This is a genomic window from Streptomyces sp. NPDC050806 (assembly GCF_055586425.1).
Window position 1 is genome coordinate 363498 of the sequence record NZ_JBVJIF010000011.1, and the last position, 24439, is coordinate 387936.

At 71.0% G+C, this 24439-nt stretch carries 24 protein-coding genes; 22 read left to right on the forward strand and 2 right to left on the reverse strand.

Annotation, left to right across the window (positions count from 1 at the left end; all coding sequences use genetic code 11):
- The 13 genes from trmD to ACZ6WH_RS33320 all read left to right on the forward strand — a co-directional run bounded on the left by trmD (position 1) and on the right by ACZ6WH_RS33320 (position 11327).
- Complete coding sequence (gene trmD, locus ACZ6WH_RS33260) at positions 1-816, forward strand: tRNA (guanosine(37)-N1)-methyltransferase TrmD (RefSeq protein ID WP_469733138.1); 816 nt, start codon at positions 1-3, stop codon at positions 814-816.
- A gap of 150 nt (positions 817-966) precedes the next feature.
- Positions 967-1314, forward strand: a complete 348-nt coding sequence (rplS, locus tag ACZ6WH_RS33265) for a 50S ribosomal protein L19 (protein WP_361556245.1) — start codon at positions 967-969, stop codon at positions 1312-1314.
- A gap of 48 nt (positions 1315-1362) precedes the next feature.
- Positions 1363-2235, forward strand: a complete 873-nt coding sequence (gene lepB, locus ACZ6WH_RS33270) for a signal peptidase I (protein WP_469733140.1) — start codon at positions 1363-1365, stop codon at positions 2233-2235.
- Positions 2228-3376, forward strand: coding sequence for a signal peptidase I (gene lepB, locus ACZ6WH_RS33275; protein WP_469733142.1), 1149 nt, complete (start codon positions 2228-2230; stop codon positions 3374-3376). Before lepB (ACZ6WH_RS33270) ends, lepB (ACZ6WH_RS33275) begins: the two co-directional genes overlap by 8 nt.
- Positions 3309-4268: a signal peptidase I gene (gene lepB, locus ACZ6WH_RS33280; protein WP_432859188.1), complete on the forward strand. Its 960-nt coding sequence runs from the start codon at positions 3309-3311 to the stop codon at positions 4266-4268. Before lepB (ACZ6WH_RS33275) ends, lepB (ACZ6WH_RS33280) begins: the two co-directional genes overlap by 68 nt.
- 193 nt (positions 4269-4461) lie before the next feature.
- Complete coding sequence (lepB, locus tag ACZ6WH_RS33285; protein WP_469733144.1) at positions 4462-5190, forward strand: signal peptidase I; 729 nt, start codon at positions 4462-4464, stop codon at positions 5188-5190.
- 13 nt (positions 5191-5203) lie between these two features.
- On the forward strand, positions 5204-5716 hold the full coding sequence (locus ACZ6WH_RS33290) for an NUDIX hydrolase (protein ID WP_432864751.1): 513 nt from the start codon (positions 5204-5206) through the stop codon (positions 5714-5716).
- A 38-nt stretch (positions 5717-5754) separates the two neighbouring features.
- Positions 5755-6063, forward strand: coding sequence for a DUF2469 domain-containing protein (locus ACZ6WH_RS33295; protein WP_003993268.1), 309 nt, complete (start codon positions 5755-5757; stop codon positions 6061-6063).
- A gap of 373 nt (positions 6064-6436) precedes the next feature.
- The gene (locus ACZ6WH_RS33300) at positions 6437-6742 is read left to right on the forward strand and encodes a YraN family protein (RefSeq protein WP_432864754.1); all 306 of its coding nucleotides are present in this window, start codon (positions 6437-6439) and stop codon (positions 6740-6742) included.
- On the forward strand, positions 6742-8352 hold the full coding sequence (locus ACZ6WH_RS33305) for a YifB family Mg chelatase-like AAA ATPase (RefSeq protein WP_469733146.1): 1611 nt from the start codon (positions 6742-6744) through the stop codon (positions 8350-8352). Before ACZ6WH_RS33300 ends, ACZ6WH_RS33305 begins: the two co-directional genes overlap by 1 nt.
- Entirely contained in the window at positions 8349-9569 is a 1221-nt protein-coding gene (gene dprA, locus ACZ6WH_RS33310) for a DNA-processing protein DprA (protein WP_469733148.1), read from the forward strand. The genes ACZ6WH_RS33305 and dprA overlap by 4 nt, the downstream gene beginning before the upstream one ends.
- Positions 9570-9829: 260 nt before the next feature.
- Positions 9830-10666, forward strand: coding sequence for an RNA polymerase sigma factor WhiG (gene whiG / locus ACZ6WH_RS33315; protein ID WP_432859196.1), 837 nt, complete (start codon positions 9830-9832; stop codon positions 10664-10666).
- A gap of 121 nt (positions 10667-10787) precedes the next feature.
- Positions 10788-11327 carry a TetR/AcrR family transcriptional regulator gene (locus ACZ6WH_RS33320; protein ID WP_361556606.1) on the forward strand — a complete coding sequence of 180 codons (540 nt, stop codon included), beginning with the start codon at positions 10788-10790 and terminating at the stop codon, positions 11325-11327.
- A 786-nt stretch (positions 11328-12113) separates the two neighbouring features.
- Here the strand turns inward: ACZ6WH_RS33320 and ACZ6WH_RS33325 are convergent.
- Positions 12114-12716 (reverse strand): peptidoglycan DD-metalloendopeptidase family protein, encoded by a 603-nt coding sequence (locus tag ACZ6WH_RS33325; RefSeq protein WP_469733150.1) that lies wholly within the window; start codon positions 12714-12716, stop codon positions 12114-12116.
- A 961-nt stretch (positions 12717-13677) separates the two neighbouring features.
- On the opposite strand from ACZ6WH_RS33325, the gene rpsB reads away from it, so the two are divergent.
- The 5 genes from rpsB (at position 13678) to ACZ6WH_RS33350 (ending at position 18474) form a co-directional block, all read left to right on the forward strand.
- The gene (rpsB, locus tag ACZ6WH_RS33330) at positions 13678-14583 is read left to right on the forward strand and encodes a 30S ribosomal protein S2 (RefSeq protein ID WP_469733152.1); all 906 of its coding nucleotides are present in this window, start codon (positions 13678-13680) and stop codon (positions 14581-14583) included.
- Positions 14584-14684: 101 nt separating this feature from the next.
- Positions 14685-15521, forward strand: a complete 837-nt coding sequence (gene tsf, locus ACZ6WH_RS33335) for a translation elongation factor Ts (RefSeq protein WP_469733154.1) — start codon at positions 14685-14687, stop codon at positions 15519-15521.
- Between the two features lie 204 nt (positions 15522-15725).
- Positions 15726-16490, forward strand: a complete 765-nt coding sequence (gene pyrH, locus ACZ6WH_RS33340; RefSeq protein WP_361556314.1) for a UMP kinase — start codon at positions 15726-15728, stop codon at positions 16488-16490.
- Positions 16491-16786: 296 nt separating this feature from the next.
- The gene (frr, locus tag ACZ6WH_RS33345) at positions 16787-17344 is read left to right on the forward strand and encodes a ribosome recycling factor (RefSeq protein WP_361556317.1); all 558 of its coding nucleotides are present in this window, start codon (positions 16787-16789) and stop codon (positions 17342-17344) included.
- Positions 17344-18474, forward strand: coding sequence for a phosphatidate cytidylyltransferase (locus tag ACZ6WH_RS33350; protein WP_469733156.1), 1131 nt, complete (start codon positions 17344-17346; stop codon positions 18472-18474). The genes frr and ACZ6WH_RS33350 overlap by 1 nt, the downstream gene beginning before the upstream one ends.
- A gap of 109 nt (positions 18475-18583) precedes the next feature.
- Here ACZ6WH_RS33350 and ACZ6WH_RS33355 read toward each other — a convergent pair whose 3' ends face one another.
- Positions 18584-18832 carry an SCO4226 family nickel-binding protein gene (locus ACZ6WH_RS33355; RefSeq protein WP_361556323.1) on the reverse strand — a complete coding sequence of 83 codons (249 nt, stop codon included), beginning with the start codon at positions 18830-18832 and terminating at the stop codon, positions 18584-18586.
- Positions 18833-19044: 212 nt separating this feature from the next.
- On the opposite strand from ACZ6WH_RS33355, the gene rlmN reads away from it, so the two are divergent.
- The 4 genes from rlmN to ACZ6WH_RS33375 all read left to right on the forward strand — a co-directional run bounded on the left by rlmN (position 19045) and on the right by ACZ6WH_RS33375 (position 24374).
- On the forward strand, positions 19045-20151 hold the full coding sequence (gene rlmN, locus ACZ6WH_RS33360) for a dual-specificity RNA methyltransferase RlmN (RefSeq protein ID WP_103836800.1): 1107 nt from the start codon (positions 19045-19047) through the stop codon (positions 20149-20151).
- A gap of 348 nt (positions 20152-20499) precedes the next feature.
- Positions 20500-21552 (forward strand): thiamine ABC transporter substrate-binding protein, encoded by a 1053-nt coding sequence (locus tag ACZ6WH_RS33365; RefSeq protein ID WP_469733234.1) that lies wholly within the window; start codon positions 20500-20502, stop codon positions 21550-21552.
- A gap of 116 nt (positions 21553-21668) precedes the next feature.
- Entirely contained in the window at positions 21669-23285 is a 1617-nt protein-coding gene (locus ACZ6WH_RS33370; RefSeq protein ID WP_469733236.1) for an ABC transporter permease, read from the forward strand.
- A 63-nt stretch (positions 23286-23348) separates the two neighbouring features.
- A complete protein-coding gene (locus tag ACZ6WH_RS33375) occupies positions 23349-24374 on the forward strand; it encodes an ABC transporter ATP-binding protein (RefSeq protein WP_469733238.1) in 1026 nt (341 codons plus the stop codon).
- Positions 24375-24439 lie beyond the last annotated feature (65 nt).

A 24439-nucleotide genomic window follows, 5' to 3' on the forward strand; every position in this document is an offset into this window, starting at 1 on the left:
ATGCGCCTCGACGTCGTCACGATCTTCCCCGAGTACCTCGAACCGCTGAACGTCTCCCTGGTCGGCAAGGCGCGGGCCCGTGGCCAACTGGACGTACGCATCCACGACCTGCGCGAGTTCACGCACGACAAGCACAACACCGTGGACGACACCCCGTACGGCGGTGGCCCCGGCATGGTCATGAAGCCCGAGCCGTGGGGCGAGGCGCTGGACTCGGTCATCGCGTCGGCGGAGGGCGAGGACAAGCCGGTGCTCGTCGTTCCGACGCCCAGCGGCCGGCCCTTCACCCAGCAGCTCGCCGTCGAGCTGTCCGAGAAGCCCTGGCTGGTGTTCACCCCCGCCCGCTACGAAGGCATCGACCGCCGCGTCATCGAGGAGTACGGCGACAGCCTGGACGTCCGTGAGGTCTCCATCGGCGACTACGTGCTGGCCGGCGGCGAGGCCCCCGTACTTGTCATGGTCGAGGCCATCGCCCGGCTGCTCCCGGGAGTGCTCGGCAACGCGGCCTCTCATCAGGACGACTCCTTCGCCCCCGGGGCGATGGCCGACCTCCTGGAGGGGCCGGTCTACACCAAGCCCCCGGAGTGGCGCGGCCGTGGCATCCCCGAGGTGCTGATCAGTGGCCACCACGGGAAGATCGCCCGCTGGCGGCGGGACGAGGCCTTCCGCCGTACGGACCGGAACCGCCCGGACCTGATCGAGCGCGCCGACCCCGCCGCGTTCGACAAGAAGGACCGCGAAATCCTCTCCATCCTGGGGTGGGGATCCGGGCCGGACGGCCGATTTGGGCGGACGACCGAGCCCGTGGAAGAATAGGCCGCTGCTGTGCGTCCGGCGTGCGCCCCTGCCACAGGGGGAACGACGCCCGCCCGGCGGACCGGCACCCGAACGCTCTGGTTCGGTCTCCGAAACATCATCACGAATCCCGCTGATGACCTGTGGCATCAGCGAAGAAAGCAGTAGGTCATGCACCTTCTCGACTCCGTCGACGCTGCGTCGCTGCGCAGCGACGTCCCCGCGTTCCGCCCGGGTGACACCGTCAACGTCCACGTCCGCGTCATCGAGGGCAACCGCTCCCGTGTGCAGCAGTTCAAGGGCGTCGTCATCCGCCGCCAGGGCGCCGGCGTGCGCGAGACCTTCACGGTCCGCAAGGTCAGCTTCTCCGTCGGCGTCGAGCGCACCTTCCCGGTGCACACCCCGATCGTCGAGAAGATCGAGGTCGTGACCCGCGGTGACGTCCGTCGCGCCAAGCTGTACTACCTCCGCGAGCTGCGCGGCAAGGCCGCCAAGATCAAGGAGAAGCGCGAGAGCTGACCAGCCGTACGGTGTCCTTACGGCCCGGCCGGTTAGGCTCTGGGCTCGATGGACACCGACGCACAGCCTTCAACGCTTCCGGAGCGCGACTCCTCTCCCGCCCCCGACCAGGGGGCGGAGCAGGGGTCGCGCTCCGCGCGTTTTCTCCGGCGGCGGCAGCGGGCCGGCGAGAGGCCTGCCGGTGCGGCCGGCAGGGGCGCGACGGAGGAGCCCGGGGAGCGCCGCGAGGAAGGCCGTGAGGAGGCCGAGAGGCGTCCGCTGCTGCGGCGCGGGCCCGCGCTGCTGGTGCTGGCCTGTCTGGCGTTCGTGGGGCTGCTGAGCGCCTTCGTCGTCCAGCCGTTCCTGATCCCCAGCTCCTCGATGGAGAACACGCTCCAGGTCGGTGACCGGGTGCTGGTGAACAAGCTGGCGTACCGGTTCGGCGATGAGCCCCGCCGGGGGGACGCCGTCGTGTTCGACGGCACCGGCTCATTCGTTCAGGAGGCGCCGGCGGGCAACCCGGTGACGGGGCTGCTGCGCGGCGCCGGTGCCGCGGTCGGACTCGTACCGGCCGCGGAGACTGACTACATCAAGCGCGTGATCGGCGTCGGCGGGGACCGGGTGACCTGCTGCGACAAACGGGGGCGGATCAAGGTGAACGGCAAACCGGTGGACGAGCCCTATCTCCGTCCCGGGGACAGCGCTTCGGACGTGCCCTTCGACGTGGTCGTCCCCGAAGGGAAGCTGTGGGTCATGGGTGACCACCGCGCCAGGTCGAGCGACTCCCGCGATCACCTGGGAGACCCGGGCGGCGGCACCGTACCGCTGGACAAGGTGATCGGCCGCGCCGACTGGATCGGCTGGCCCGTGGGCCGCTGGACGTCCCTGAAGGGGGCTCACGCGTTCGACGGCATACCGGACCCGGCAGGGGCGCATGGGTAACAGAGGGCGCCCGCGCCACGGACACCATCGGGAAGGCGCACCACAAGAAGAGCGCGGCACGGACGCGTACACCTCCGGGGCGGCAGGTACGCACGACATCGGAGCGGCGGGGACGCACGACTTCGGGGTGCCCGGTGCCGACCCCTACGGGGCCGACGTCCGGACGGGCGGCTCGGCGACGCGTACGACCCTGCCGGCCACGGGCGGCCGGGCCGAACGGAGGCGTCAGGCCAAGCGCATCAAGAGGCGCAGGCAACGGTCGTACCTGAAGGAGATCCCGATCCTGATCGGGGTGGCGCTGGCGATCGCGCTGGTTCTGAAGACCTTCCTCGTACAGGCCTTCGTGATCCCGTCGGGCTCCATGGAGCAGACCATCAAGATCGGCGACCGGGTGCTCGTCGACAAGCTGACCCCGTGGTTCGGCTCGGAGCCGCAGCGCGGGGACGTGGTCGTCTTCAAGGACCCGAACCACTGGCTGGCGGGGGAGCGCACCACCGTGGCCGACGACCCGGTGGGCGTGAAGCAGATCAAGGAAGCGCTCACCTTCATCGGGCTGCTGCCGTCCGCGGACGAGCAGGACCTGATCAAGCGCGTGGTCGCGGTCGGCGGCGACACCGTCAAGTGCTGCGACAAGAACGGCCGGGTCACCGTCAACGGCACGCCCCTGAGCGAGCCCTACATCCACCCGGGCAACCCGCCCTCGCAGCTGAAGTTCGAGGTCACCGTGCCGACCGGACGGCTCTTCATGATGGGCGACCACCGGTCCAACTCCGCCGACTCCCGCTACCACCTGGACGAGCCGTACCGCGGCACCGTGGCGGAGAGCAGTGTCGTCGGCCGCGCTGTCGTGATCGCCTGGCCGTTCGGTCACTGGCGACGCCTGGAAGAACCCGATACGTACGCTTCTGTGCGCGACGCGCCGGGTGCACCGGCGACGCAGGCATCGGTGCCGCATAGGCTGTCACCCGAAGGTTTGACCGTACTCCCGACCCCTGCGGAACTCCCGCTCGTTATGGGAGTGGTGGGCCTGCACCGTTTGACGAGCAGGCAGCGGCTTGGAGTAAGGAGTGAATGTGGGGGACTTGGCGGTCGGCGCACGGTCCGGAACCGAAGAGCCCGAAGAACCAGAGGGGCGCGGTAGGTCCCCCGAGGCGGACGCGGCGCATCAGGAGCAGCAGCCGCGGGACGCGCGACAGGAGAGGGAAGAGGAGAACGGCGGCGTGACGACGGAGAAAAAGCCGCGTTCCTTCTGGAAGGAGCTGCCGCTCCTCATTCTCATCGCGCTGGCCCTGGCGCTGGTCATCAAGACCTTCCTGGTGCAGGCGTTCTCGATCCCGTCAGACTCGATGCAGAACACCCTGCAGCGCGGCGACCGGGTGCTGGTGGACAAGCTGACCCCGTGGTTCGGCTCGAAGCCGGAGCGCGGCGAGGTCGTCGTGTTCCACGACCCGGGCGGCTGGCTGAACGAGGTGCCCACCCCGACGCCCAATCCGGTCCAGAAGGTCCTCAGCTGGATCGGCCTGATGCCGTCCGCGGAGGAGAAGGACCTGATCAAGCGGGTCATCGCGGTCGGCGGCGACACGGTGGAGTGCAAGGGCACCGGTCCGGTGAAGGTCAACGGCACGGCGCTCAAGGAGGACTCGTACCTCTTCGCGGGGAACACCCCGTGCGGCGACAAGCCCTTCGGTCCCCTCAAGGTCCCCGAGGGCCGGATCTGGGTGATGGGCGACCACCGCCAGGACTCCCTGGACTCGCGCTACCACCAGGACCTGAAGGGCAACGGCACGGTGTCGGAGGACGAGGTCGTGGGCCGCGCGTTCACGATCGCCTGGCCGATCAACCGCTGGTCGCTGCTCCCGGTGCCGGACACCTTCGACCAGCCGGCCCTGAATCAGGCGATGGCCGCAGCGCCGGCGGCGCTGGGTCTGGCCGGCGCGGTGCCGATCGTCCTGTGGCGGCGCCGGCGGGTGCTCGCCAAGCTGCCGGCGAACGTGGCCGTGGGCGCGACCGGCAAGGAGCCCCGCGACGGCTGACCGCACAGCCCGCAGGTGAGGGATGTGTGTGCTTCCGGCGGACGGACCGTCGATGTGCGGCGGACGTTGCGCAACGGCGTCCGGGATGCCCGGATCGGGCCGTCGGCCGGAGGCTGACTGGGGCGCGTAACCCCAGGTAATGTGCCGTCCCGGATCTTCGACGCGGGGCTCGCCCGCGGGGCAGGAGCGCGGGATGAGCGGGACCAGGGTGCGTACGGGGGACGGCCACGTCCGGACCGCGGGCAGTGTGCTGTCCGGGCTGGCGGTGGCCCTCGGCTGTGTGCTGTTCCTCGGCGGATTCATATGGGGCGCGGTGCTCTACCGGCCCTACACCGTGCCGACCGATTCGATGGCGCCCACCATCGGGGCCGGCGACCGCGTTCTGGCGCAGCAGGTGGACGGCTCGGAAGTGCGCCGCGGCGACATCGTCGTCTTCCAGGACTCCGTGTGGGGCGACGTTCCCATGGTGAAGCGGGTCGTCGGGGTCGGCGGCGACAAGGTCGCCTGCTGCGACAAGGGCGGCAAGCTCACCATCAACGGCAAGCCCGTAGAGGAACCGTATCTCCAGGGCAGCGGCCCGGCCTCGCCCGTCGGCTTCAAGGCCAAGGTCCCCCAGGGACAGCTCTTCCTCCTCGGTGATCACCGCAGCGACTCCATGGACTCGCGGGTGCACCTCACGGACGGCGATCACGGCGCCGTGCCGCGCGGAGCGGTCGACGCCCGGGTGGACGCCGAGGCCTGGCCGATCAGCAGCTTCGGCATGCTGGACCGGCCCACGACCTTCTCCGACCTGCCCGGCGGCATCTCCCAGCCCGGCCCCCTGCGGCCCATCATGGTGGCCATCGTGGCCGGCGCGGTGCTGATACTGGGGGGAGCGGCCTACGGGCCGATCGCGAACCGGAGGAGGCGAACGCGTGTCTGAGGCGGACACCGGCATGGAGGAGCAGACCGGAACACCCACGGGCACGGCGCAGCGACGCGTCTCCCGGGTGATCCTGCTCGACCCCGAGGACCGGGTCCTGCTGATGCACGGATTCGAACCGGACGAACCATCGCGGACCTGGTGGTTCACGCCGGGCGGCGGCCTGGAGGGCGCCGAGAGCCGGGAGGAGGCGGCCCTGCGGGAGCTCGCCGAGGAAACCGGGATCACCGACGCGGAACTCGGCCCCGTGCTGTGGCGGCGAGAGTGCTCGTTCCCGTTCGACGGGCGGCGCTGGGACCAGGACGAGTGGTTCTACCTGGCGCGTACACGGAGCACGGCGACCCGGCTGAGCGGCCTGACGGAGCTGGAACGGCGCAGCGTGGCGGGTCTGCGATGGTGGACGGTGGCGGAACTTTCCGCATCCCATGAGACGGTGTACCCGACCAGACTCGCCGAGCTGTTGCGCACACTGCTCGACGAAGGACCCCCTAGTGCGCCGGTGGTCCTGGAGACCGAGAGTGTCTGACGCACAATAGGGGGACGCACGGCTGAAGGGGATCTGCCATGAGCGCCGAGGACCTCGAAAAGTACGAGACCGAGATGGAGCTGAAGCTCTACCGGGAGTACCGAGACGTCGTCGGACTGTTCAAATACGTGATCGAGACCGAGCGCCGGTTCTACCTCACCAACGACTACGAGATGCAGGTGCACTCCGTCCAGGGTGAGGTCTTCTTCGAAGTCTCCATGGCGGACGCGTGGGTCTGGGACATGTACCGCCCCGCCAGGTTCGTGAAGCAAGTGCGCGTACTCACGTTCAAGGACGTGAACATCGAGGAGCTGAACAAGAGCGACCTCGAACTGCCGAGCGGCTGAATGACCGTTTCCGCGTGATCGGCCGCGGAGGGGCCTCGTTCCCTCCCATGGGTGACGGGGTTATGCACAGCCGCCGGGTTGTCCACCAAGATCCAATACTTGGCGGCTGAGGCGTCACTGTCGGTGCCGGAGGTGGTGCCGGATGAACGCCACAGCAGAGAACACCCCGGTCGGAAGCGGTACGACAGACCCCGGGCCGGACCGGACAGACCCCGGATCGGGCCGGGCAGGTCCTGGCTCTACAAGAGCGGCCGGCTCGGCGAGGAAACGGCGCAAGCGCCCGCGGCGCCGGGGTGGCCCGGACGGCCGCGCCCGAGCGGGTGGCCGCCGCTCTGGCCTCGGCCGGTACGGCGAGGACCTCGCGACCAGGTGGCTGACGGCCCACGGCATGCGCATCCTCGACCGCAACTGGCGCTGCCGCTTCGGAGAGATCGACATCGTCGCCGCCGACGCCGACGCGTTCGTGGTGTGCGAGGTCAAGACCAGGCGCACCGGCCCGTACGAACACCCCATGGCAGCCGTCACGCCGACCAAGGCCCGCCGCCTGTGCCTCCTCGCGGAACACTGGACCGCGGCGCACGGCGGCCCGCCCCCGGGCGGCGTACGCATCGACGTGATCGGCGTGCAGCTCCCCACCCGCGGTGCGCCCGTCGTGAGCCACGTACGGGGGGTGACCTGATGGGATTCGCCCGTACCTGCTCCGTCGCCCTGGTCGGCGTGGAAGGCGTCGTCGTCGAGGTACAGGCCGACCTCGAACCAGGCGTCGCCGCCTTCACCCTCGTCGGCCTCCCCGACAAGAGCCTCATCGAATCACGCGACCGGGTGCGCGCCGCCGTGGTCAATTCCGGTTCCGAGTGGCCGCAGAAGAAGCTGACCGTCGGGCTCAGCCCGGCCTCCGTCCCCAAGGGCGGCAGCGGCTTCGACCTGGCCGTCGCCTGCGCCGTCCTGGGCGCCGCCGAACTCATCGACCCACGCGAACTCACCGACCTCGTCATGATCGGCGAACTCGGTCTCGACGGCCGGGTGCGCCCCGTACGCGGCGTGCTGCCCGCCGTCCTCGCCGCCGCCGACGCGGGATACCGCCAGGTCGTCGTCCCCGAGCGCACCGCCGCCGAGGCCTCGCTCGTCCCTGGTGTCTCCGTCCTGGGCGTCCGGAGCCTGCGCCAGCTCATCGCCGTCCTCACCGACGGGCCCGTCCCCGAGGAGGAGGACGAAGGCGACGAGCCCGGCCGCCCGGACCCGCTGCTCGCCGGACTGGTCGTCCCGGGGGCCGGGTCCTGCGCCGGGCCGCCTCCCGAGGGGCGACCGCCGGACCTCGCGGAAGTCGCAGGTCAGCACGGTGCCCGGCGCGCCCTGGAGATCGCCGCCGCCGGGCGGCACCACATCTTCCTGAAGGGACCGCCCGGCGCCGGCAAGACCATGCTCGCCGAACGGCTCCCCGGACTTCTGCCGCCCCTCTCGCCCAAGGAGTCACTGGAGGTCACCGCGGTGCACTCCGTGGCGGGCATGCTTCCGCCCGGCCAGCCGCTGGTCAGCCGCCCGCCGTACTGCGCACCGCACCACTCCGCCACCATGGCCTCCCTCGTGGGCGGCGGCAGTGGACTGCCCCGCCCCGGCGCGGTGTCCCTCGCCCACCGCGGTGTCCTGTTCGTCGACGAAGCCGCCGAATGCAGCGCCAAGGTGCTCGACGCGCTGCGCCAGCCCCTCGAAGCCGGCCACGTCGTGGTCGCCCGCGCCGCCGGAATGATGCGGCTCCCGGCGTCCTTCCTGCTGGTCCTGGCCGCGAACCCCTGTCCCTGCGGGCGTTACGGCACCGCAGCGGGTGGCTGCGAGTGCCGCCCGTCCTCGATCACCCGATACCGCGCCCGGCTCTCCGGGCCGCTCATGGACCGGATCGACCTGCGGATCGCCGTCGAGCCGGTCGCCCGCAGCGAACTGGTCGCGGGCACGCGAGGCGAATCCACCGCCACCGTCGCCGACCGGATCCGCGCCGCCAGAGAACGCGCAGCCCACCGCTTCGAGGGCACGCCCTGGCACACGAACAACGAAGTTCCAGGGCACGAGCTGCGCACCCGGTGGTCCGTCGCCCCGGGGGCACTTGTCCAGGCCGAGCGTGACCTGGAGAACGGTCTGCTCACCGCACGCGGCCTGGACCGTGTACTGCGCGTCGCCTGGACCGCGGCCGACCTCGCGGGCCGCGACCGGCCGACGGCCGAGGACGTCGATTTGGCCCTGGAACTGCGCACCGGCGTGCGCCGCGGCGTCCCCCTGGCGGTGAGCCGATCATGACCCTCCTCGGCAGTGCATCGGGAGACGGAGACACAGGCGGGAGGCACGGCCCGGACGCGGGCACACGTCCCGAGCCCGAGCCGGAGCGCCTGGCCCGGGCCGCCCTCACCCGCGTCCTGGAACCGGGCGACGAGGTCACCGGGGGATGGCTGCGGCGGAGGGGCCCGGTCGCCCTCTGGCGCTCACTCCTCGGCGCGGACGACCCGCCCGAAGGCGTCGGCGCGGCAAAGGTGGCGGGCCTGCGGTTACGTGCCGAGCGCGCGTCGCCCGAGGCCGACCTCGCCACCGCCGCCGCGCTCGGCGGCAGGTTCCTCTGCCCCGGTGACGACGAGTGGCCCCGCCAGCTGGACGACCTGGGCGATGCCCGCCCCGTAGGCCTATGGGTACGCGGCACCGCGAACCTCCGTCTGTGGGCCCTGCGCTCCGTCGCCCTCGTCGGCGCCCGCGCCTGCACGGAGTACGGCGCACACGTGGCGGCCACCTTGGGCGCCGGGCTCGCCGAACGCGGCTGGTCGGTGGTGTCCGGAGCCGCGTACGGCGTGGACGGCGCCGCCCACCGGGGCGCACTGGCGGCAGGCGGCGCGACCGTCGCGGTCCTCGCCTCCGGTGTCGACCGCGTCTACCCGAGCGGACACACCGAACTGCTCGGACGCATCGCCGAACAGGGCTTGATCATCGCGGAATTACCACCCGGTGATCATCCGACCCGCAGCCGATTCATCCAGCGCAACCGCGTGATCGCAGCCCTCACCCGGGGCACGGTCGTCGTCGAGGCCGCGCTGCGCAGCGGATCGCTGGCCACCGCCCGCAGGGCCGCCGAGCTGGGGCGGTTCACGATGGGCGTGCCCGGCCCGGTCACCAGCAGCCTGTCGGCCGGCGTCCACCAACTGCTCAGAGGCGAGGCCGCGGTGGTTGCCGACGCGGCCGAGGTCGTCGAACTGGTCGGCAGCATCGGCGACCTGGCCCCCGAACGGCGCGGGCCGGTCCTGGCGCGCGACCTGCTGGACCCGACGGCCGCACGCCTGCTCGAAGCGCTTCCCGTACGAGGGACGGCCGACATCCGCCAGATCGCCCGTGATGCGGGTACGGCTCTGGAAGTGACCCAAGCGAAGCTCTTCGAACTCCAGGCGCTCGGATTCGTTCAAAGATGCGGATCTCGCTGGGAGTTGCCTCCCCGCGGCCGTCCGGCGGGAGGTTACCGGCGAGGCGGTCCTTGACCTGGGGCGAACGGGTGAAAAGGTGAGAGGGATGACCGCAGAATGCATCTTTGCGAGTTTCGCGTGGACGACTGCGAAGTCGCCCGCCGTCATCCGAGGGTGCGGACTACCGGACGAATCTGCGCACTCCCGAACACGCTCTGATCGCACACTGCGACGGCGTAGTCACGCTACGCTCGCAAGGCATCCGCCCTCCACGGACCACCCGACCCTCACGCACCTCTTCACCAGCGTCTCGGCAGAACGGCTCAAGGCGACGAATGCCCCAGCACACTTCCGGGTCTGACCGCGCGGCGGTACCTCCCGCCGCCCGCGGCAGCGTGCGCCCGGCAGCGCCCACCTCGCTAGAGGAGCTCTGGCGCTCCTACAAGGCGACGGGCGACGAACGGCTGCGGGAGCAGCTGATCCTGCACTACTCACCGCTGGTCAAATACGTCGCGGGCCGCGTCAGCGTCGGCCTGCCGCCCAACGTCGAGCAGGCCGACTTTGTCTCCAGCGGTGTGTTCGGGCTGATCGACGCCATCGAGAAATTCGAGCCGGAACGGTCCATCAAGTTCGAGACGTACGCCATCACCCGCATCCGCGGTGCGATGATCGACGAACTGCGGGCCCTGGACTGGATTCCCCGCTCGGTCCGCCAGAAGGCACGGGCCGTCGAGCGCGCGTACGCCACGCTCGAAGCGCAGCTGCGCCGCACCCCCTCCGAAGCCGAGGTCGCCGCGGAGATGGGCATCGCGCTCGAAGAACTGCACGCCATCTTCAGCCAGTTGTCCCTGGCCAACGTCGTCGCCCTCGAAGAGCTGCTGCACGCCGGCGGCGAGAGCGGCGAGCGGCTGAGCCTGATGGACACCCTCGAGGACACGGCCGCCGAGAACCCGGTCGAGATCGCCGAGGACCGCGAACTCCGCCGACTGCTCGCCCGGGCCATCAACACGCTCCCCGAACGCGAGAAGACCGTCGTCACGCTCTACTACTACGAAGGGCTGACCCTCGCCGAGATCGGCAACGTCCTCGGCGTCACCGAGAGCCGGGTCAGCCAGATCCACACCAAGTCCGTCCTCCAGCTGCGCGCCAAGCTCGCCGACGTGGGCCGCTGACCACCGCTGATGCGGCGCGCCACGCTTTACGCCGTGCCGCGGAGTGCCACTGCCGGGGACGCATCCGTACAGTGGTGGCGTGCCCAGGATTCGAGCGGCCTCAGTGGCCGAGCACCGGACCATGCAGCGCGACGCCCTGTTGGACGCTGCTCGTACCTTGCTGTCCGAAGGCGGTACGGAGGCCCTGTCCTTCCCCGCCCTCGCCGAGCGAACGGGCCTCGCGCGCTCCTCCGTGTACGAGTACTTCCGCTCCCGCGCCGCCGTCGTCGAAGAGCTCTGCGCGGTCGACTTCCCGGTATGGGCCGCGGAGGTCGAAGCCGCGATGGAGCGCGTCGAGACGCCCGAGGAGAAGATCGAGGCGTACGTACGGCAGCAGCTCGCCCTCGTCGGCGACCGCCGGCACCGCGCTGTCGTGGCGATCTCGGCGGGCGAGCTGGACGCCGGCGCCCGCGAGAAGATCCGCGCCGCGCACGGCGGCCTCATCGCCATGATCGTCGAGGCCCTGGCAGCGCTCGGCCACGAGCAGCCGAGGCTCGCCGCGATGCTCCTGCAGGGCGTCGTCGACGCCGCGGTCCGCCGGATCGAACTGGGAGCGGCGGAGGACCCGACGGAGATCACGGAGGCGGCGGTGGCAATGACCCTCCGCGGCGTCCGCGGCTGACTCTCCCGCTTCCCCCGGCCCCCCCGCCCCCCGCCCCCCTCCTCCACCACCTCCGAGTCGATCCAGCCCAGCCCAACCCAGCCCGGCTCGGTCCAACCCAGCTCGGCTCGGTCCAACCCGCTCGGCCCGGCCCGACTCGGCCCAGCACGCGCCGGCGGCCTTGCCTCTCCAGTCACGGTCGCGCCCACGTCGGCCGTACCCGGGCCCTGGTCGGCCTTGCCCCTCCAGTCACGATCGCGCTCACGTCGGCCGCACCCGGGCCCAGCTTCGGTCTCGCGCAGGGCCCAGCATCGGTCTTGCTCAGGGCCCAGCATCGGCCGTGACCTCGTCCGGTCGTCGGCCGTAGCCGTAGCCAAACTCCAACCTTGGCCGTAGCCGTAGCCGTAGCCAGGCTCCGATGTCGGCCGTGCACCGGCTCCAGCGCCGGTCGTGCCCCGGGCTCGGCGTCGGTTGTTTCCACGATCACGGTTGGCTGCGCCCCTCCAGCGCTGGGCACGTTCGCGGCCTCGGGGGGCCGCGTCCGCGCTGGAAGATCGCCGCGTCCGTGTCCGCGTCCGAGGGGGCTGACTCAGCGCTCGAATGTCGCCCTGACCCCGTCCGCGCCCGAAGGGGGCTGCGCCCGTGTCCAGCGTCGGCCGCGCCTGCTCAGCGCCAGCCGTTTCCTCTCCGGCCCCTCTCGGCGCTGAGCGGTCTTCGCGCTCGACGTCGGTCGCGCTTGCGCCGTTGCTGGGATGCCCTGGTCAGGGCTGGTCGCCGTGCCGTACGTATCCAGTGGCTACAAGGTCATTACCTCCCTTCGGGTCTCTTGGGTTCTCTTCGGTTCTCTCCGGTGGCGGTGGCTCTTCTGTGGCGTAGGCGGGTGTGGGACCAGGTTGCTGTTGCTGCGAGTGCGATGGCTGCGGTGATGGTGGCGAGGTCGGTGTTGGGGGCGAGGGCGGTTGCTGTGGGGGAGAGGGGTGGGGGTCGGGTCTTGTCGGCAGGGGGCTCGGCCGGGGGTTCGGGCACGGGGAAGACCGGGAGCAGGCGGGGTGCGGCGTTCGCGAGCAGGGACGGCGGGAGGAGGGAGAGCGGGTCCAGGTACGCGCGGCCGCGGCGCAGGCCCCAGTGGAGGCAGGCGGCGTCGCAGTGGTACGGGCCGGACTGGAGGACGGCGACGGGCTGTCCCGCTCTGACACGGGCGCCCTTGCGGACCGTGGGGCGTACCGGCTCGTACGTCGTACGGAGCGGTGGTCGGCCGGTGCCCGACAGGGCGATGGTCAGTACGCCGCGGCCGGCGACCTTGCCCGCGAACGTGACGCGGCCGGGGGCGGCTGCTCGTACGGTCGCTCCGGAGCGTGCGGCGAGGTCCACGCCGCGGTGGCCGGCCGCCCAAGGGGTGGGCGGAGGCAACCAGGGGCGCAAGACGATGGGGCGCGCGCCTGTTATGCCGGAGACCGGCCAGGCGCGGGTTGCGGACGTTCCGCTGGGGGTGTGCCCCTCCGAGGGGGGTCGGTCGGCGGTCGGAGCGCGAGGGCCGCGGGCATCCGCCACCGCAGGCGGCGGAGCGGGGAAGGGAGCGGGCCCGACCAGGAACACAAAGCCGATGACGCATCCCGCGACGCAGCCGATGGCCCAGGTGAGGGCGTGAGCGGTCGTACCCGCACTGCCTGCACTACTCGCACTGGCTGAACTACCCGCACTACCCGCACTACCCGCGGTGCCCCGGTCGGCACGGGATGCCGAGCGGCAGCTAGCTGTAGAGGAGCACAAGGAGCAGGAGGAGCAGGAAGGGCGGGGGCGGGAGGGATGGTGTGACTGGCGCATGAGCTGACCGTGGCGGATGCAGGCCGAGGTCGGGGGATCTTGGTCAAAGGCTGTGGACGACGGTCCTGGTGTGTGCAAGTCGGTAACTCGTGTGAGTGTGGGAGCAGCCGCTGTTCCGCATCCGTGCGAGTAGTGAGATCAGTAGCCGTCCCGCACCCGTGCGAGTGCGGAGCACCCGTCCCGCCGTCCGGAGCCCGCGCCGTCCGGAGCCCGCGCAGCTCGGGCCCCGCAGCCCGCGCCTCGCAGCCCGGTCCTCGCCCTCCCGCCCCCTTCCGGCGGCATGTCGCTAGGTGGTTCGGCGTTCCCGTACACTTCTTGTGGCGATCCGGGCGACCGGGTCGACTTCGCACGCCCCGCCACCAGCGCGTCACTCCCCGTGCTTCACGCGAAGCGCAGTGGAGACGCAGCGCACACGGTGGCCGCGTCCCTCGGTCCTGAACAGGTGTCCCGGTTTTTGCCGGAGCCCCCGTGCAGGCAGGCGCGCAGGGGCGTCAGGCACAGCGGCCGCCCGGCCGCGGTGGAACCGAGAAACACAAGGAGAACGGCCATGGCCGTCGTCACGATGCGGGAGCTGCTGGAGAGCGGCGTCCACTTCGGGCACCAGACCCGCCGCTGGAACCCGAAGATGAAGCGCTTCATCTTCACCGAGCGCAACGGCATCTACATCATCGACCTGCTCCAGTCGCTGTCGTACATCGACCGCGCCTACGAGTTCGTCAAGGAGACCGTCGCCCACGGCGGCTCCGTCATGTTCGTCGGCACCAAGAAGCAGGCCCAGGAGGCCATCGCGGAGCAGGCGACCCGCGTGGGCATGCCCTACGTGAACCAGCGCTGGCTCGGCGGCATGCTGACCAACTTCTCGACCGTCTACAAGCGTCTGCAGCGCCTCAAGGAGCTCGAGCAGATCGACTTCGAGGACGTCGCGGCCTCCGGTCTCACCAAGAAGGAGCTTCTCGTGCTCTCGCGCGAGAAGGCCAAGCTGGAGAAGACCCTCGGCGGTATCCGCGAGATGCAGAAGGTGCCCAGCGCCGTCTGGATCGTGGACACCAAGAAGGAGCACATCGCGGTCGGCGAGGCCCGGAAGCTCAACATCCCGGTCGTCGCCATCCTCGACACCAACTGCGACCCCGACGAGGTCGACTACAAGATCCCGGGCAACGATGACGCGATCCGCTCCGTCACCCTGCTCACCCGCGTGATCGCCGACGCCGTCGCCGAGGGCCTCATCGCCCGCTCCGGTGGTGCCGAGGCCAAGGGCGAGAAGGCCGCCGGCGAGCCGCTGGCCGAGTGGGAGCGTGACCTGCTCGAGGGCGAGAAGAAGGCCGAGGAGCCCAAGGCCGACGAGGCCAAGGCCGAGGAGCCCAAGGCCGAGGAGAAGCCGGCCGAGGCCGCTGCCGAGGCCCCCGCCGCCGAGGCCGAGAAGCCGGCCGAGGCCGAGGCCGAGCAGGCCTGACACCTCAGCATCGGATGATGACGGCGGGGGCCGGTGCCACAAGCGCCGCCCCCGCCGTTCACCCGTAGATCTTTCGACTTTCGAGAAGAGATTCACAGATCATGGCGAACTACACCGCCGCTGACGTCAAGAAGCTCCGTGAGCTCACCGGCGCCGGCATGATGGACTGCAAGAAGGCGCTGGACGAGGCCGAGGGCAACGTCGACAAGGCCGTCGAGGCGCTGCGCATCAAGGGCCAGAAGGGCGTCGCCAAGCGCGAGGGCCGGTCCGCCGAGAACGGCGCCGTCGTCTCCCTCATCGCCGACGACAACACCGCCGGTGTCATCGTCGAGCTGAAGTGCGAGACGGACTTCGTCGCCAAGGGTGACAAGTTCCAGGCTGTCGCCCAGCAGATCGCCGAGCACGTCGCCGCCACCAAGCCGGCCGACATCCAGGCCCTGCTCGCCTCCGAGATCGAGGCCGGCAAGACCGTCCAGGCGTTCGTCGACGAGGCCAACGCGAACCTGGGCGAGAAGATCGTCCTGGACCGCTTCGCGCAGTTCACCGATGGCTTCGTGACCGCGTACATGCACCGCACCATGCCCGACCTGCCCCCGCAGATCGGCGTCCTCGTCGAGCTCGACAAGGAGAACGCCGAGGTCGCCAAGGGCATCGCGCAGCACATCGCCGCCTTCGCGCCGAAGTACCTGTCCCGCGAGGACGTGCCGGCCGACGTCGTCGAGGCCGAGCGCCGCGTCGCCGAGGAGACCACGCGTGCGGAGGGCAAGCCCGAGGCTGCCCTGCCGAAGATCGTCGAGGGTCGCGTCAACGGCTTCTTCAAGGAGGCGACGCTGCTCGGTCAGCCGTACGCCCTCGACAACAAGAAGTCCGTCGAGAAGGTCCTCCAGGAGGCCGGTGTCACCCTGAAGCGCTTCGCGCGCATCAAGGTCGGCATCTGAGTCGAGCCGAAACCCTGCCGCCGGGCCACGGCCTTCAGGGCCGGGCCTGTCGCAGGGCAGCGAATGACCCGCGGCCCCGCTAGGGTCGTACGCAGTCGGCCGCTCACCGGCCGGCCGCAGATGTGACGAGGAGGCCATTGCCGCACAGGGATCTGACCAGACCCCCGGCAATGGCCTTCTTCGTATGTGCACGAGGAGAGCGCAATGAATCACGGTGCCGACGGCGCGGACAAAGCCCACAAAAAGGGGAAGGGCCGCTTCCTTCTGAAGCTTTCGGGGGAGGCGTTCGCCGGCGGCGGAGGTCTGGGTGTCGACCCGGACGTCGTGCACGCCATCGCCCGTGAGATCTCGGCCGTGGTCAGTGACGGCTACGAGATCGCCATCGTGATCGGCGGCGGCAACTTCTTCCGCGGCGCCGAGCTGCAGCAGCGCGGCATGGACCGCGCCCGCAGCGACTACATGGGCATGCTCGGCACGGTCATGAACTGCCTGGCCCTCCAGGACTTCCTGGAGAAGGAGGGCATCGACTGCCGCGTGCAGACCGCCATCACCATGGGCCAGGTCGCCGAGCCGTACATCCCGCTGCGCGCCATCCGCCACCTGGAGAAGGACCGCGTGGTCATCTTCGGTGCGGGCATGGGCATGCCGTACTTCTCCACCGACACCACCGCCGCCCAGCGCGCTCTGGAGATCGACGCGCAGGCCATGCTGATGGGCAAGAACGGGGTCGACGGCGTCTACGACTCCGACCCCAAGAAGAACCCCGACGCGGTGAAGTTCGACGCGCTCGAGTACGGCGAGGTCATCACCCGCGACCTGAAGGTCGCCGATGCCACCGCCATCACGCTGTGCCGGGACAACAAGCTTCCGATCCTCGTCTTCGAGCTGCTCGCAGAGGGCAATATCGCGCGCGCCGTGAAGGGTGAGAAGATCGGCACGCTCGTCAGCGATCAGGGCACCAGGGCCTGACGGCCCGCACCGCCGCGATCCGTACGGGCAGCAGGTGTCCGTACGATCCGTACGGGCATCCCGTGTCCGTCCGTACGATCCGTAGGGGCAGCACGTGCCGACCGTACGAGCCGTACGGGGAGCACGCGTTCGCCGGTACGAGCCGTACGGACGGCAGCCCGTACGCGCGGCAACTCCCGGCCGTGGGAAGACCACGGCACGGGGATGGACAACCGCCTGCCGGTCGGACACCGTGCAGGAGAAGACGCGCGCAGGGGCGAGGCTCTGCTTCTTACGATTAAGACCAGGAGCAAGTGGTGATCGAAGAGATCCTCCTCGAGGCCGAGGAGAAGATGGAGAAGGCCGTCGTGGTCGCCAAGGAGGACTTCGCCGCGATCCGCACCGGGCGTGCGCACCCGGCGATGTTCAACAAGATCGTGGCGGACTACTACGGTGCCTTGACGCCGATCAACCAGCTGGCGTCGTTCTCGGTGCCCGAGCCGCGGATGGCCGTGGTGACCCCGTTCGACAAGAGCGCGCTGCGCAACATCGAGCAGGCCATCCGGGACTCCGACCTCGGCGTCAACCCGAGCAACGACGGCAACATCATTCGCGTGAACTTCCCCGAGCTCACCGAAGAGCGCCGCAAGGAGTTCATCAAGGTCGCCAAGAACAAGGCCGAGGACGCGAAGATCTCCATCCGCAGCATCCGCCGCAAGGCGAAGGAGACCCTCGACAAGCTCGTCAAGGACAAGGAGACCGGCGAGGACGAGGTGCGCCGCGCCGAGAAGGAGCTCGACGACACCACCGCGAAGTACGTCGCGCAGGTGGACGAGCTGCTCAAGCACAAGGAATCCGAGCTGCTCGAGGTCTGATGAACGAGTCATCCTGGGGGGCCCGCCCCACGCCCTCGGCAGGCGGGACCCCACCCGGCGCCGGTCCGTGGCCACCTGGCACCGTACCGGCAGCCCCGTCGGCGGGTCCCGTGCACGACTGGGCCGCGGCAGCGCAGACTCGGCCCATGCCCACCGTGCCCGACGCAGGCGGAGACCAGGACGACCACCGGGACGAACGGGGGGCCGCTCGGCTGAGTGGCCCCCTCTTCCACGATGACCAGCACCGGGAACCCATGCCCACAACCCCGCCGGCACCGGACGACAGCCCCTCTCCGGAGAAGCCGGCGAAGAAGAGCGCGGGCCGCAATCTGCGGGCCGCCATAGGGGTGGGCGTCGGCCTCGGCGTGATCATCGTGCTCTCGCTGTTCGTCTACAAGCCCGTCTTCGTGGGCGTCGTCGCGGTCGCCGTGGTCGTCGGGCTCTGGGAGCTGACCTCCCGGCTCGCGGAGCGCAAGGACATCCGCGTGCCCCTGGTGCCGCTCGCGGTCGGCGGTACGGCCATGGTCGTCGCCGGATACGTACGCGGGGCCGAGGGCGCCTGGGTGGCCATGGCGCTCACCGCGCTCGCGGTCCTCGTCTGGCGCATGACGGAGGCTCCGGACAACTACCTCCGGGACGTCACGGCGGGCGTCTTCGCGGCGTTCTACGTACCGTTCCTGGCGACCTTCGTGGCCCTGATGCTCGCGGCGGACGCGGACGGGCCGCAGCGGGTACTGACCTTCCTGCTGCTCACGGTCGTCAGCGACACCGGTGCGTACGCCGTCGGCTGGCGCTTCGGCCGCACGAAGCTCGCCCCCCGCATCAGCCCCGGCAAGACCCGCGAGGGCCTGGTCGGCGCGGTGGCCTTCGCCATGGCGGCGGGCGCGCTGTGCATGGAGTTCCTCATCGAGAACGGCGCGTGGTGGCAGGGCCTGCTCCTGGGCCTCGCCGTCGCCGCCAGCGCCACCCTCGGCGACCTCGGCGAGTCCATGATCAAGCGGGACCTGGGCATCAAGGACATGGGCACCCTGCTGCCCGGCCACGGCGGCATCATGGACCGCCTGGACTCCCTGCTGCCCACGGCCCCGGTGGTCTGGCTCCTCCTGGTCCTCTTCGCGGGCACGGGCTGACGCGCCCGGCCGCTCCACGCCACAGGCCCCCGCGCGAGCCGCGCGGGGGCCTGTGCGCGTCGGGTACGTACCCCTGGCTGCGGTTCTCCGCGGTCCGGGGACCGTGCCGTCACACGGACAAGGGGACCGGGTGGATCTCGTCGGCCCGGTGCCCGGCGCGTTCGTGGATGCGCTGCACCGCGTCGGCCGAGGGGGCCTCGGAGAGGCAGTAGACCGTGCCGGACCCCGGGTCCGCCCAGGCCTTCTCGAAGTGGACGCCTTCTTCCTTCTCGATGTCCAGGTCGGCCTGGTGGGCCTGTCGCAACTGGTCGGCCGTGAGGTCCTTCATCCCGTGGTGGACGTCCATGAACTGGGCCATGACGCTGCGCCTCCTTCCGGCTCGCGCGTCCCGCCGCCGAGACGTGCCGAGCCCGCGTACCGGCTCCGTCCTCTCCATCGTCTGCCCGTACGCCCGCAGCGGCGACCGGGCGGGCCACGGGCCGGAAAGCGCCCAGCGGCACGGCGAGGGTGACCGTCCCCACCCCGCTCCCACCAGGGCAGCCCCCGATGATCTGCCACACTGGACGGACCATGCCTGCACCTGGAGAACTTACTTTTGTCGCGCCGCGGGGGGCCAAGAAGCCGCCGCGGCATCTTGCCGATCTTTCGCCTGCCGAGCGCAAGGAGGCCGTGGCGGCGATCGGGGAGAAGCCGTTCCGCGCCAAGCAGCTTTCGCAGCACTACTTCGCGCGGTACGCGCACGACCCGGAGCAGTGGACGGACATCCCGGCCGCCGCGCGGGAGAAGCTCGCGGCCGAGATGCTGCCGGAGCTGATGAGCGTGGTGCGGCACATCTCGTGCGACGACGACCAGACCCGGAAGACGCTGTGGAAGCTCTTCGACGGGACGCTGGTCGAGTCGGTGCTGATGCGGTACCCGGACCGGGTCACGATGTGCATCTCCTCGCAGGCCGGGTGCGGCATGAACTGCCCGTTCTGCGCGACGGGGCAGGCGGGGCTGGACCGGAACCTCTCGACGGCCGAGATCGTTCATCAGATCGTCGACGGCATGCGGGCGCTCCGGGACGGGGAGATCCCTGGCGGGCCGGCACGGCTGTCGAACATCGTTTTCATGGGGATGGGCGAGCCGCTCGCCAACTACAACCGGGTGACGGGGGCCATCCGGCGGCTGACCGACCCCGAGCCCGACGGGCTGGGCCTGTCGCAGCGGGGGATCACCGTGTCCACGGTGGGGCTGGTGCCGGCGATGCTGCGCTTCGCCGACGAGGGCTTCAAGTGCCGGCTGGCCGTCTCGCTGCACGCGCCGGACGACGAGCTGCGCGACACGCTCGTGCCGGTGAACACGCGCTGGAAGGTGCGTGAGGTGCTGGACGCGGCGTGGACGTACGCGGAGAAGTCCGGGCGCCGTATCTCGATCGAGTACGCGCTGATCCGGGACATCAATGACCAGGCGTGGCGGGGTGACCTGCTCGGGCGGCTGCTCAAGGGGAAGCGGGTCCATGTGAACCTGATTCCGCTGAACCCCACCCCCGGCTCGAAGTGGACCGCCTCCCGGCCCGAGGACGAGAAGGCGTTCGTCGAGGCGATCGCGGCGCACGGCGTGCCGGTGACGGTGCGGGACACCCGTGGGCAGGAGATCGACGGCGCGTGCGGCCAGCTCGCGGCCTCGGAGCGCTGAGGGCCCAGGGGGGAGACCAAGGGCGGGCCGCTGGGGCCCGGGGGAGCACGTGGGCCCTCGGAAGGCCGGCGGCGCGCTGGTACCGTGGCGTCGAACGTTCGTACATCACCTATACCGCACACCATCCGACAGGGGAGCGCCACAGCGCTGAGAGTGCGAGCAGTGAAGCCGATGCCGCTGCCGCAGACCCTTGAACCTCGCCCGGGTCATTCCGGGTAGGAAGTTCGGTCTCCTCATGCTGTTGCGCCCTGCTCGCGGCTCCGGTCCACCGGACGCCGCGGGCGGGGCCGCGTCTCTTCCTGGCCAGCCAGGAGGAATGAACCAGTGAGCACCATCAGGAAGTCCGTGATGGCGGCCGTCGCCGTCGCGGTGGGCGGTACGGCGCTGGCCGGCTGCGGTACGTCCGGCGGCGGGCCGGCCGAGGACAGGACCGTCAAGCTCGTCTCGCACGACTCCTTCGCCGTCTCGAAGTCCGTACTGGCCGAGTTCGAGCGGCGCAGCGGCTACAAGGTGCAGATGGTCAAGGGCGGGGACGCCGGGAAGGCCGTCAACCAGGCGGTGCTGACCAAGGGCAACCCGCAGGGCGACGTCTTCTTCGGCATCGACAACACGCTGCTCTCGCGCGGGCTGGACGAGGGGCTGTTCACGCCGTACAAGGCCAAGGGGCTGGCCGGGGTGCCGGAGAAGCTGCAGCTGGACAGGGCGCAGCACCGCGTGACGCCCGTCGACTACGGCGACACCTGCGTGAACTACGACAAGGCGTACTTCGAGAAGCACCGGATCGCGCCGCCGAAGACCTTCGACGACCTCCTCAAGCCCGAGTACAAGGGACTGCTGGTCACCGAGAACCCGGCCACGTCGTCGCCGGGGCTGGCCTTCCAGCTCGGCACCGTCGCGGAGTACGGCAAGGGCGGCTGGCAGGACTACTGGAAGAAGCTCAAGGCCAATGGTGTCGAGGCCGTCGACGGCTGGGAGCAGGCGTACTACGAGCGGTTCTCCGGCTCCGGGGGCGGTGGCGGCAAGGGCGACAAGCCGCTGGTCGTCTCGTACGCGTCCAGCCCGCCGGCCGAGGTGATGGACAAAAAGCCGGCCCCGAAGGAGGCGCCGACCGGCGTCGCCACCGGTACCTGCTTCCGGCAGATCGAGTTCGCCGGGCTGCTGAAGGGCGCGGCGAACGAGAAGGGCGGCAAGGCGCTGCTGGACTTCCTGATCAGCAAGGAGTTCCAGGAGGACATGCCGCTGCAGATGTTCGTGAACCCGGCGGTCGAGGGCGCGAAGGTGCCCGAGCTGTTCACCCGGTACGGGCAGAAGATCGACGACCCGAAGACGGTGGCGCCCGACGAGATCAGCAAGAACCGCGAACAGTGGATCAAGCAGTGGTCGTCGCTCGTCCTGAAGTGACGGCTGGGGAAGGCGAGGTGGCGGCAGGAGGCGCCGAAGCGGCCGGCGCTCCGGCCGCACGCGGCACGGGCGGCCTTGGTGCGGGACGCCGTGCCGCGGCGACCCGGCTCGCGCTGATGGCGCTGCCGGTCGCCTTCTTCGTCCTCTTCTTCGCCTACCCCGTCGTCACGATCGTCGGGCGGGGGCTGCGGGAGGGCGGCAGCTGGCAGTGGGGGCGGGCCGCGGACGTGCTCGGCGACCCCGACCTGCTGCACGTGCTGTGGTTCACCGTCTGGCAGGCGGCGGCCTCCACGGCACTCACGCTGCTGATCGCGCTCCCCGGCGCATACGTCTTCGCGCGCTTCGAGTTCCCCGGAAAGAGACTGCTGCGGGCGGTCGTCGCCGTGCCGTTCGTGCTGCCCACCGTCGTCGTCGGCTCCGCCTTCCTCGCGCTCGTCGGCCGCGGCGGACTGCTGGACGACCTCTGGGGCGTACGGCTGGACACCTCGGTGTGGGCGATCCTGCTCGCGCACGTCTTCTTCAACTACGCGGTCGTCGTACGGACCGTCGGCGGGCTCTGGGGCGCCCTGGACCCGCGGCAGGAGGAGGCCGCGCGGGTGCTGGGCGCCGGGCGGTTCGCGGCCTGGCGGCAGGTGACCCTGCCCGCGCTCGCGCCCGCCGTGGCCGCCGCGGCGCTGATGGTCTTCCTCTTCACCTTCACCTCGTTCGGCATCGTGCAGATCCTCGGGGGGCCGCGCTACGCCACCCTCGAAGTGGAGATCTACCGGCAGACCGCCGACTTCCTGGACCTGCCGACCGCAGCGGTGCTCACCCTGCTCCAGTTCGCCGCGGTCCTCGCCCTCCTCGGGCTGCACGCGTGGACGGTCCGGCGCCGCGAGAGCGCGCTGAAGCTCGTGGACGCGGCGCGCACGGCGCGCCGGCCGCGCGGGGCCGGGCAGTGGGCGCTGCTGTGGAGCACGCTCGCGGTGATCGTCGTCCTGCTGGTGCTGCCGCTGGCCGTACTGGTCGAGCGGTCCTTCGCCGGGCCCGACGGCCACGGCCTGGCCTTCTACCGGGCGCTGCAGGCCGCGGCCGGCGCCGACTCGACGTTCACCGTGCCGCCGCTGACCGCCCTGGGGAACTCGCTGGCGTACGGAGCGGCCGCGACCGCGATCGCCGTCGTCGTCGGCGGACTGGCCGCGGCGGCGCTGGCGCGGCGGGGCGGCGGCCGGCTCGTCCGTGGCTTCGACGCGCTGCTCATGCTGCCGCTCGGCGTTTCCGCCGTGACCGTCGGCTTCGGCTTCCTGATCTCGCTGGACGAGCCGCCGCTGGATCTGCGCGCCTCGTGGTGGCTGGTGCCGCTGGCACAGGCGCTGGTGGGGGTGCCGTTCGTCGTACGGACCATGCTGCCGGTGCTGCGCGCGGTGGACGGGCGGCTGCGGGAGGCCGCCGCGGTGCTGGGGGCCGCGCCCTGGCAGGTGTGGCGCGAGGTGGACCTGCCGCTGGTGCGGCGGGCGCTGCTCGTCGCGGCCGGCTTCGCCTTCGCCGTGTCGCTCGGCGAGTTCGGGGCGACGGTGTTCATCGCGAGCCCGGACCGGCCCACCCTGCCGGTGGCCGTGGCCCGGCTGCTGGGGCGCGCGGGGGAGCTCAACTACGGGCAGGCGATGGCCCTGTCGACGATTCTGATGGTGGTGTGCGCGGCGGCGCTGCTGGTGCTGGAGCGGGTACGCACCGACCGGACGGGAGAGTTCTAGGTGACCGAAAACCCGGCGGAAGGTTCCGTCGCGTCCGCCGAACAGGCCCCGTCCGGAGCGCCGTTGCTGCGGCTCGGCGGTCTCACCGTGCGCTTCGGGACGCACACCGCGCTGGACACGGTGGGGCTGGACGTCGCCGAGCACGAGACGGTCTGCGTCCTCGGACCGAGTGGCAGCGGCAAGTCCACCCTGCTGCGGGTGATCGCCGGGCTGCAGCAGGCCGACGCCGGAGAGGTCGTACTGGACGGCCGGGACCTGCGTACCGTGCCGACCCACCGGCGCGGCGTCGGGCTGATGTTCCAGGACCACCAGCTCTTCCCGCAGCGCGACGTGGCGGGCAACGTCGCCTTCGGGCTGCGGATGCGGGGCACGGCGCGGGCCGAGCGGGAGCGCAAGGTCGCCGAACTGCTCGATCTGGTGGGCCTCCCCGGCGCCGGGCGCCGTGCCGTCGGCTCGCTCTCCGGCGGTGAGCAGCAGCGCGTCGCACTGGCCAGAGCGCTGGCACCCGGGCCCCGGCTGCTCATGCTGGACGAGCCGCTCGGGCAGCTCGACCGCGGCCTGCGCGAACGCCTCGTGGTCGAACTGCGGCGGCTCTTCGGGGAGCTGGGGACGACCGTGCTGGCGGTCACGCACGACCAGGGTGAGGCCTTCGCGCTCGCCGACCGGGTCGTGATCATGCGGGACGGACGGATCGCGCAGGCCGGGACGCCGCTGGAGGTGTGGCAGCGCCCCGCCGACGAGTTCGTCGCGCGCTTCCTCGGCTTCGACAACGTCGTACCGGCCACGGTCACCGGCGAGGCCGCCGACACGCCTTGGGGAAAGGTGCCGGTCCCCGAGGGTACGGGGGAGGGCGCCTGCCGCCTCCTCGTCCGCCCGGCCGGCGTCCGCCCGGTGCCGCCCCACGAGGGTCTGCCCTGCACCGTCGCGGCGCGCACCTTCCGCGGTACGCACGTCGCGCTGCGCCTGCGCCCGGCGGCCGGCCCCGAACTGGACGCGGCCTGCCCCCTCGCGTCAGCGCCGGAGGTGGGCGCGCGAGTGGGCGCGGCATTCACGGCGAGCGACGTGGTGGTACTGCCGGCGGGGGACTGACCCCCTTCGAGGGCCGGCCCCCGCGCGCCCGTTCCGCCCGTGCAGCCGAGCCAGCCGGGGGCCGC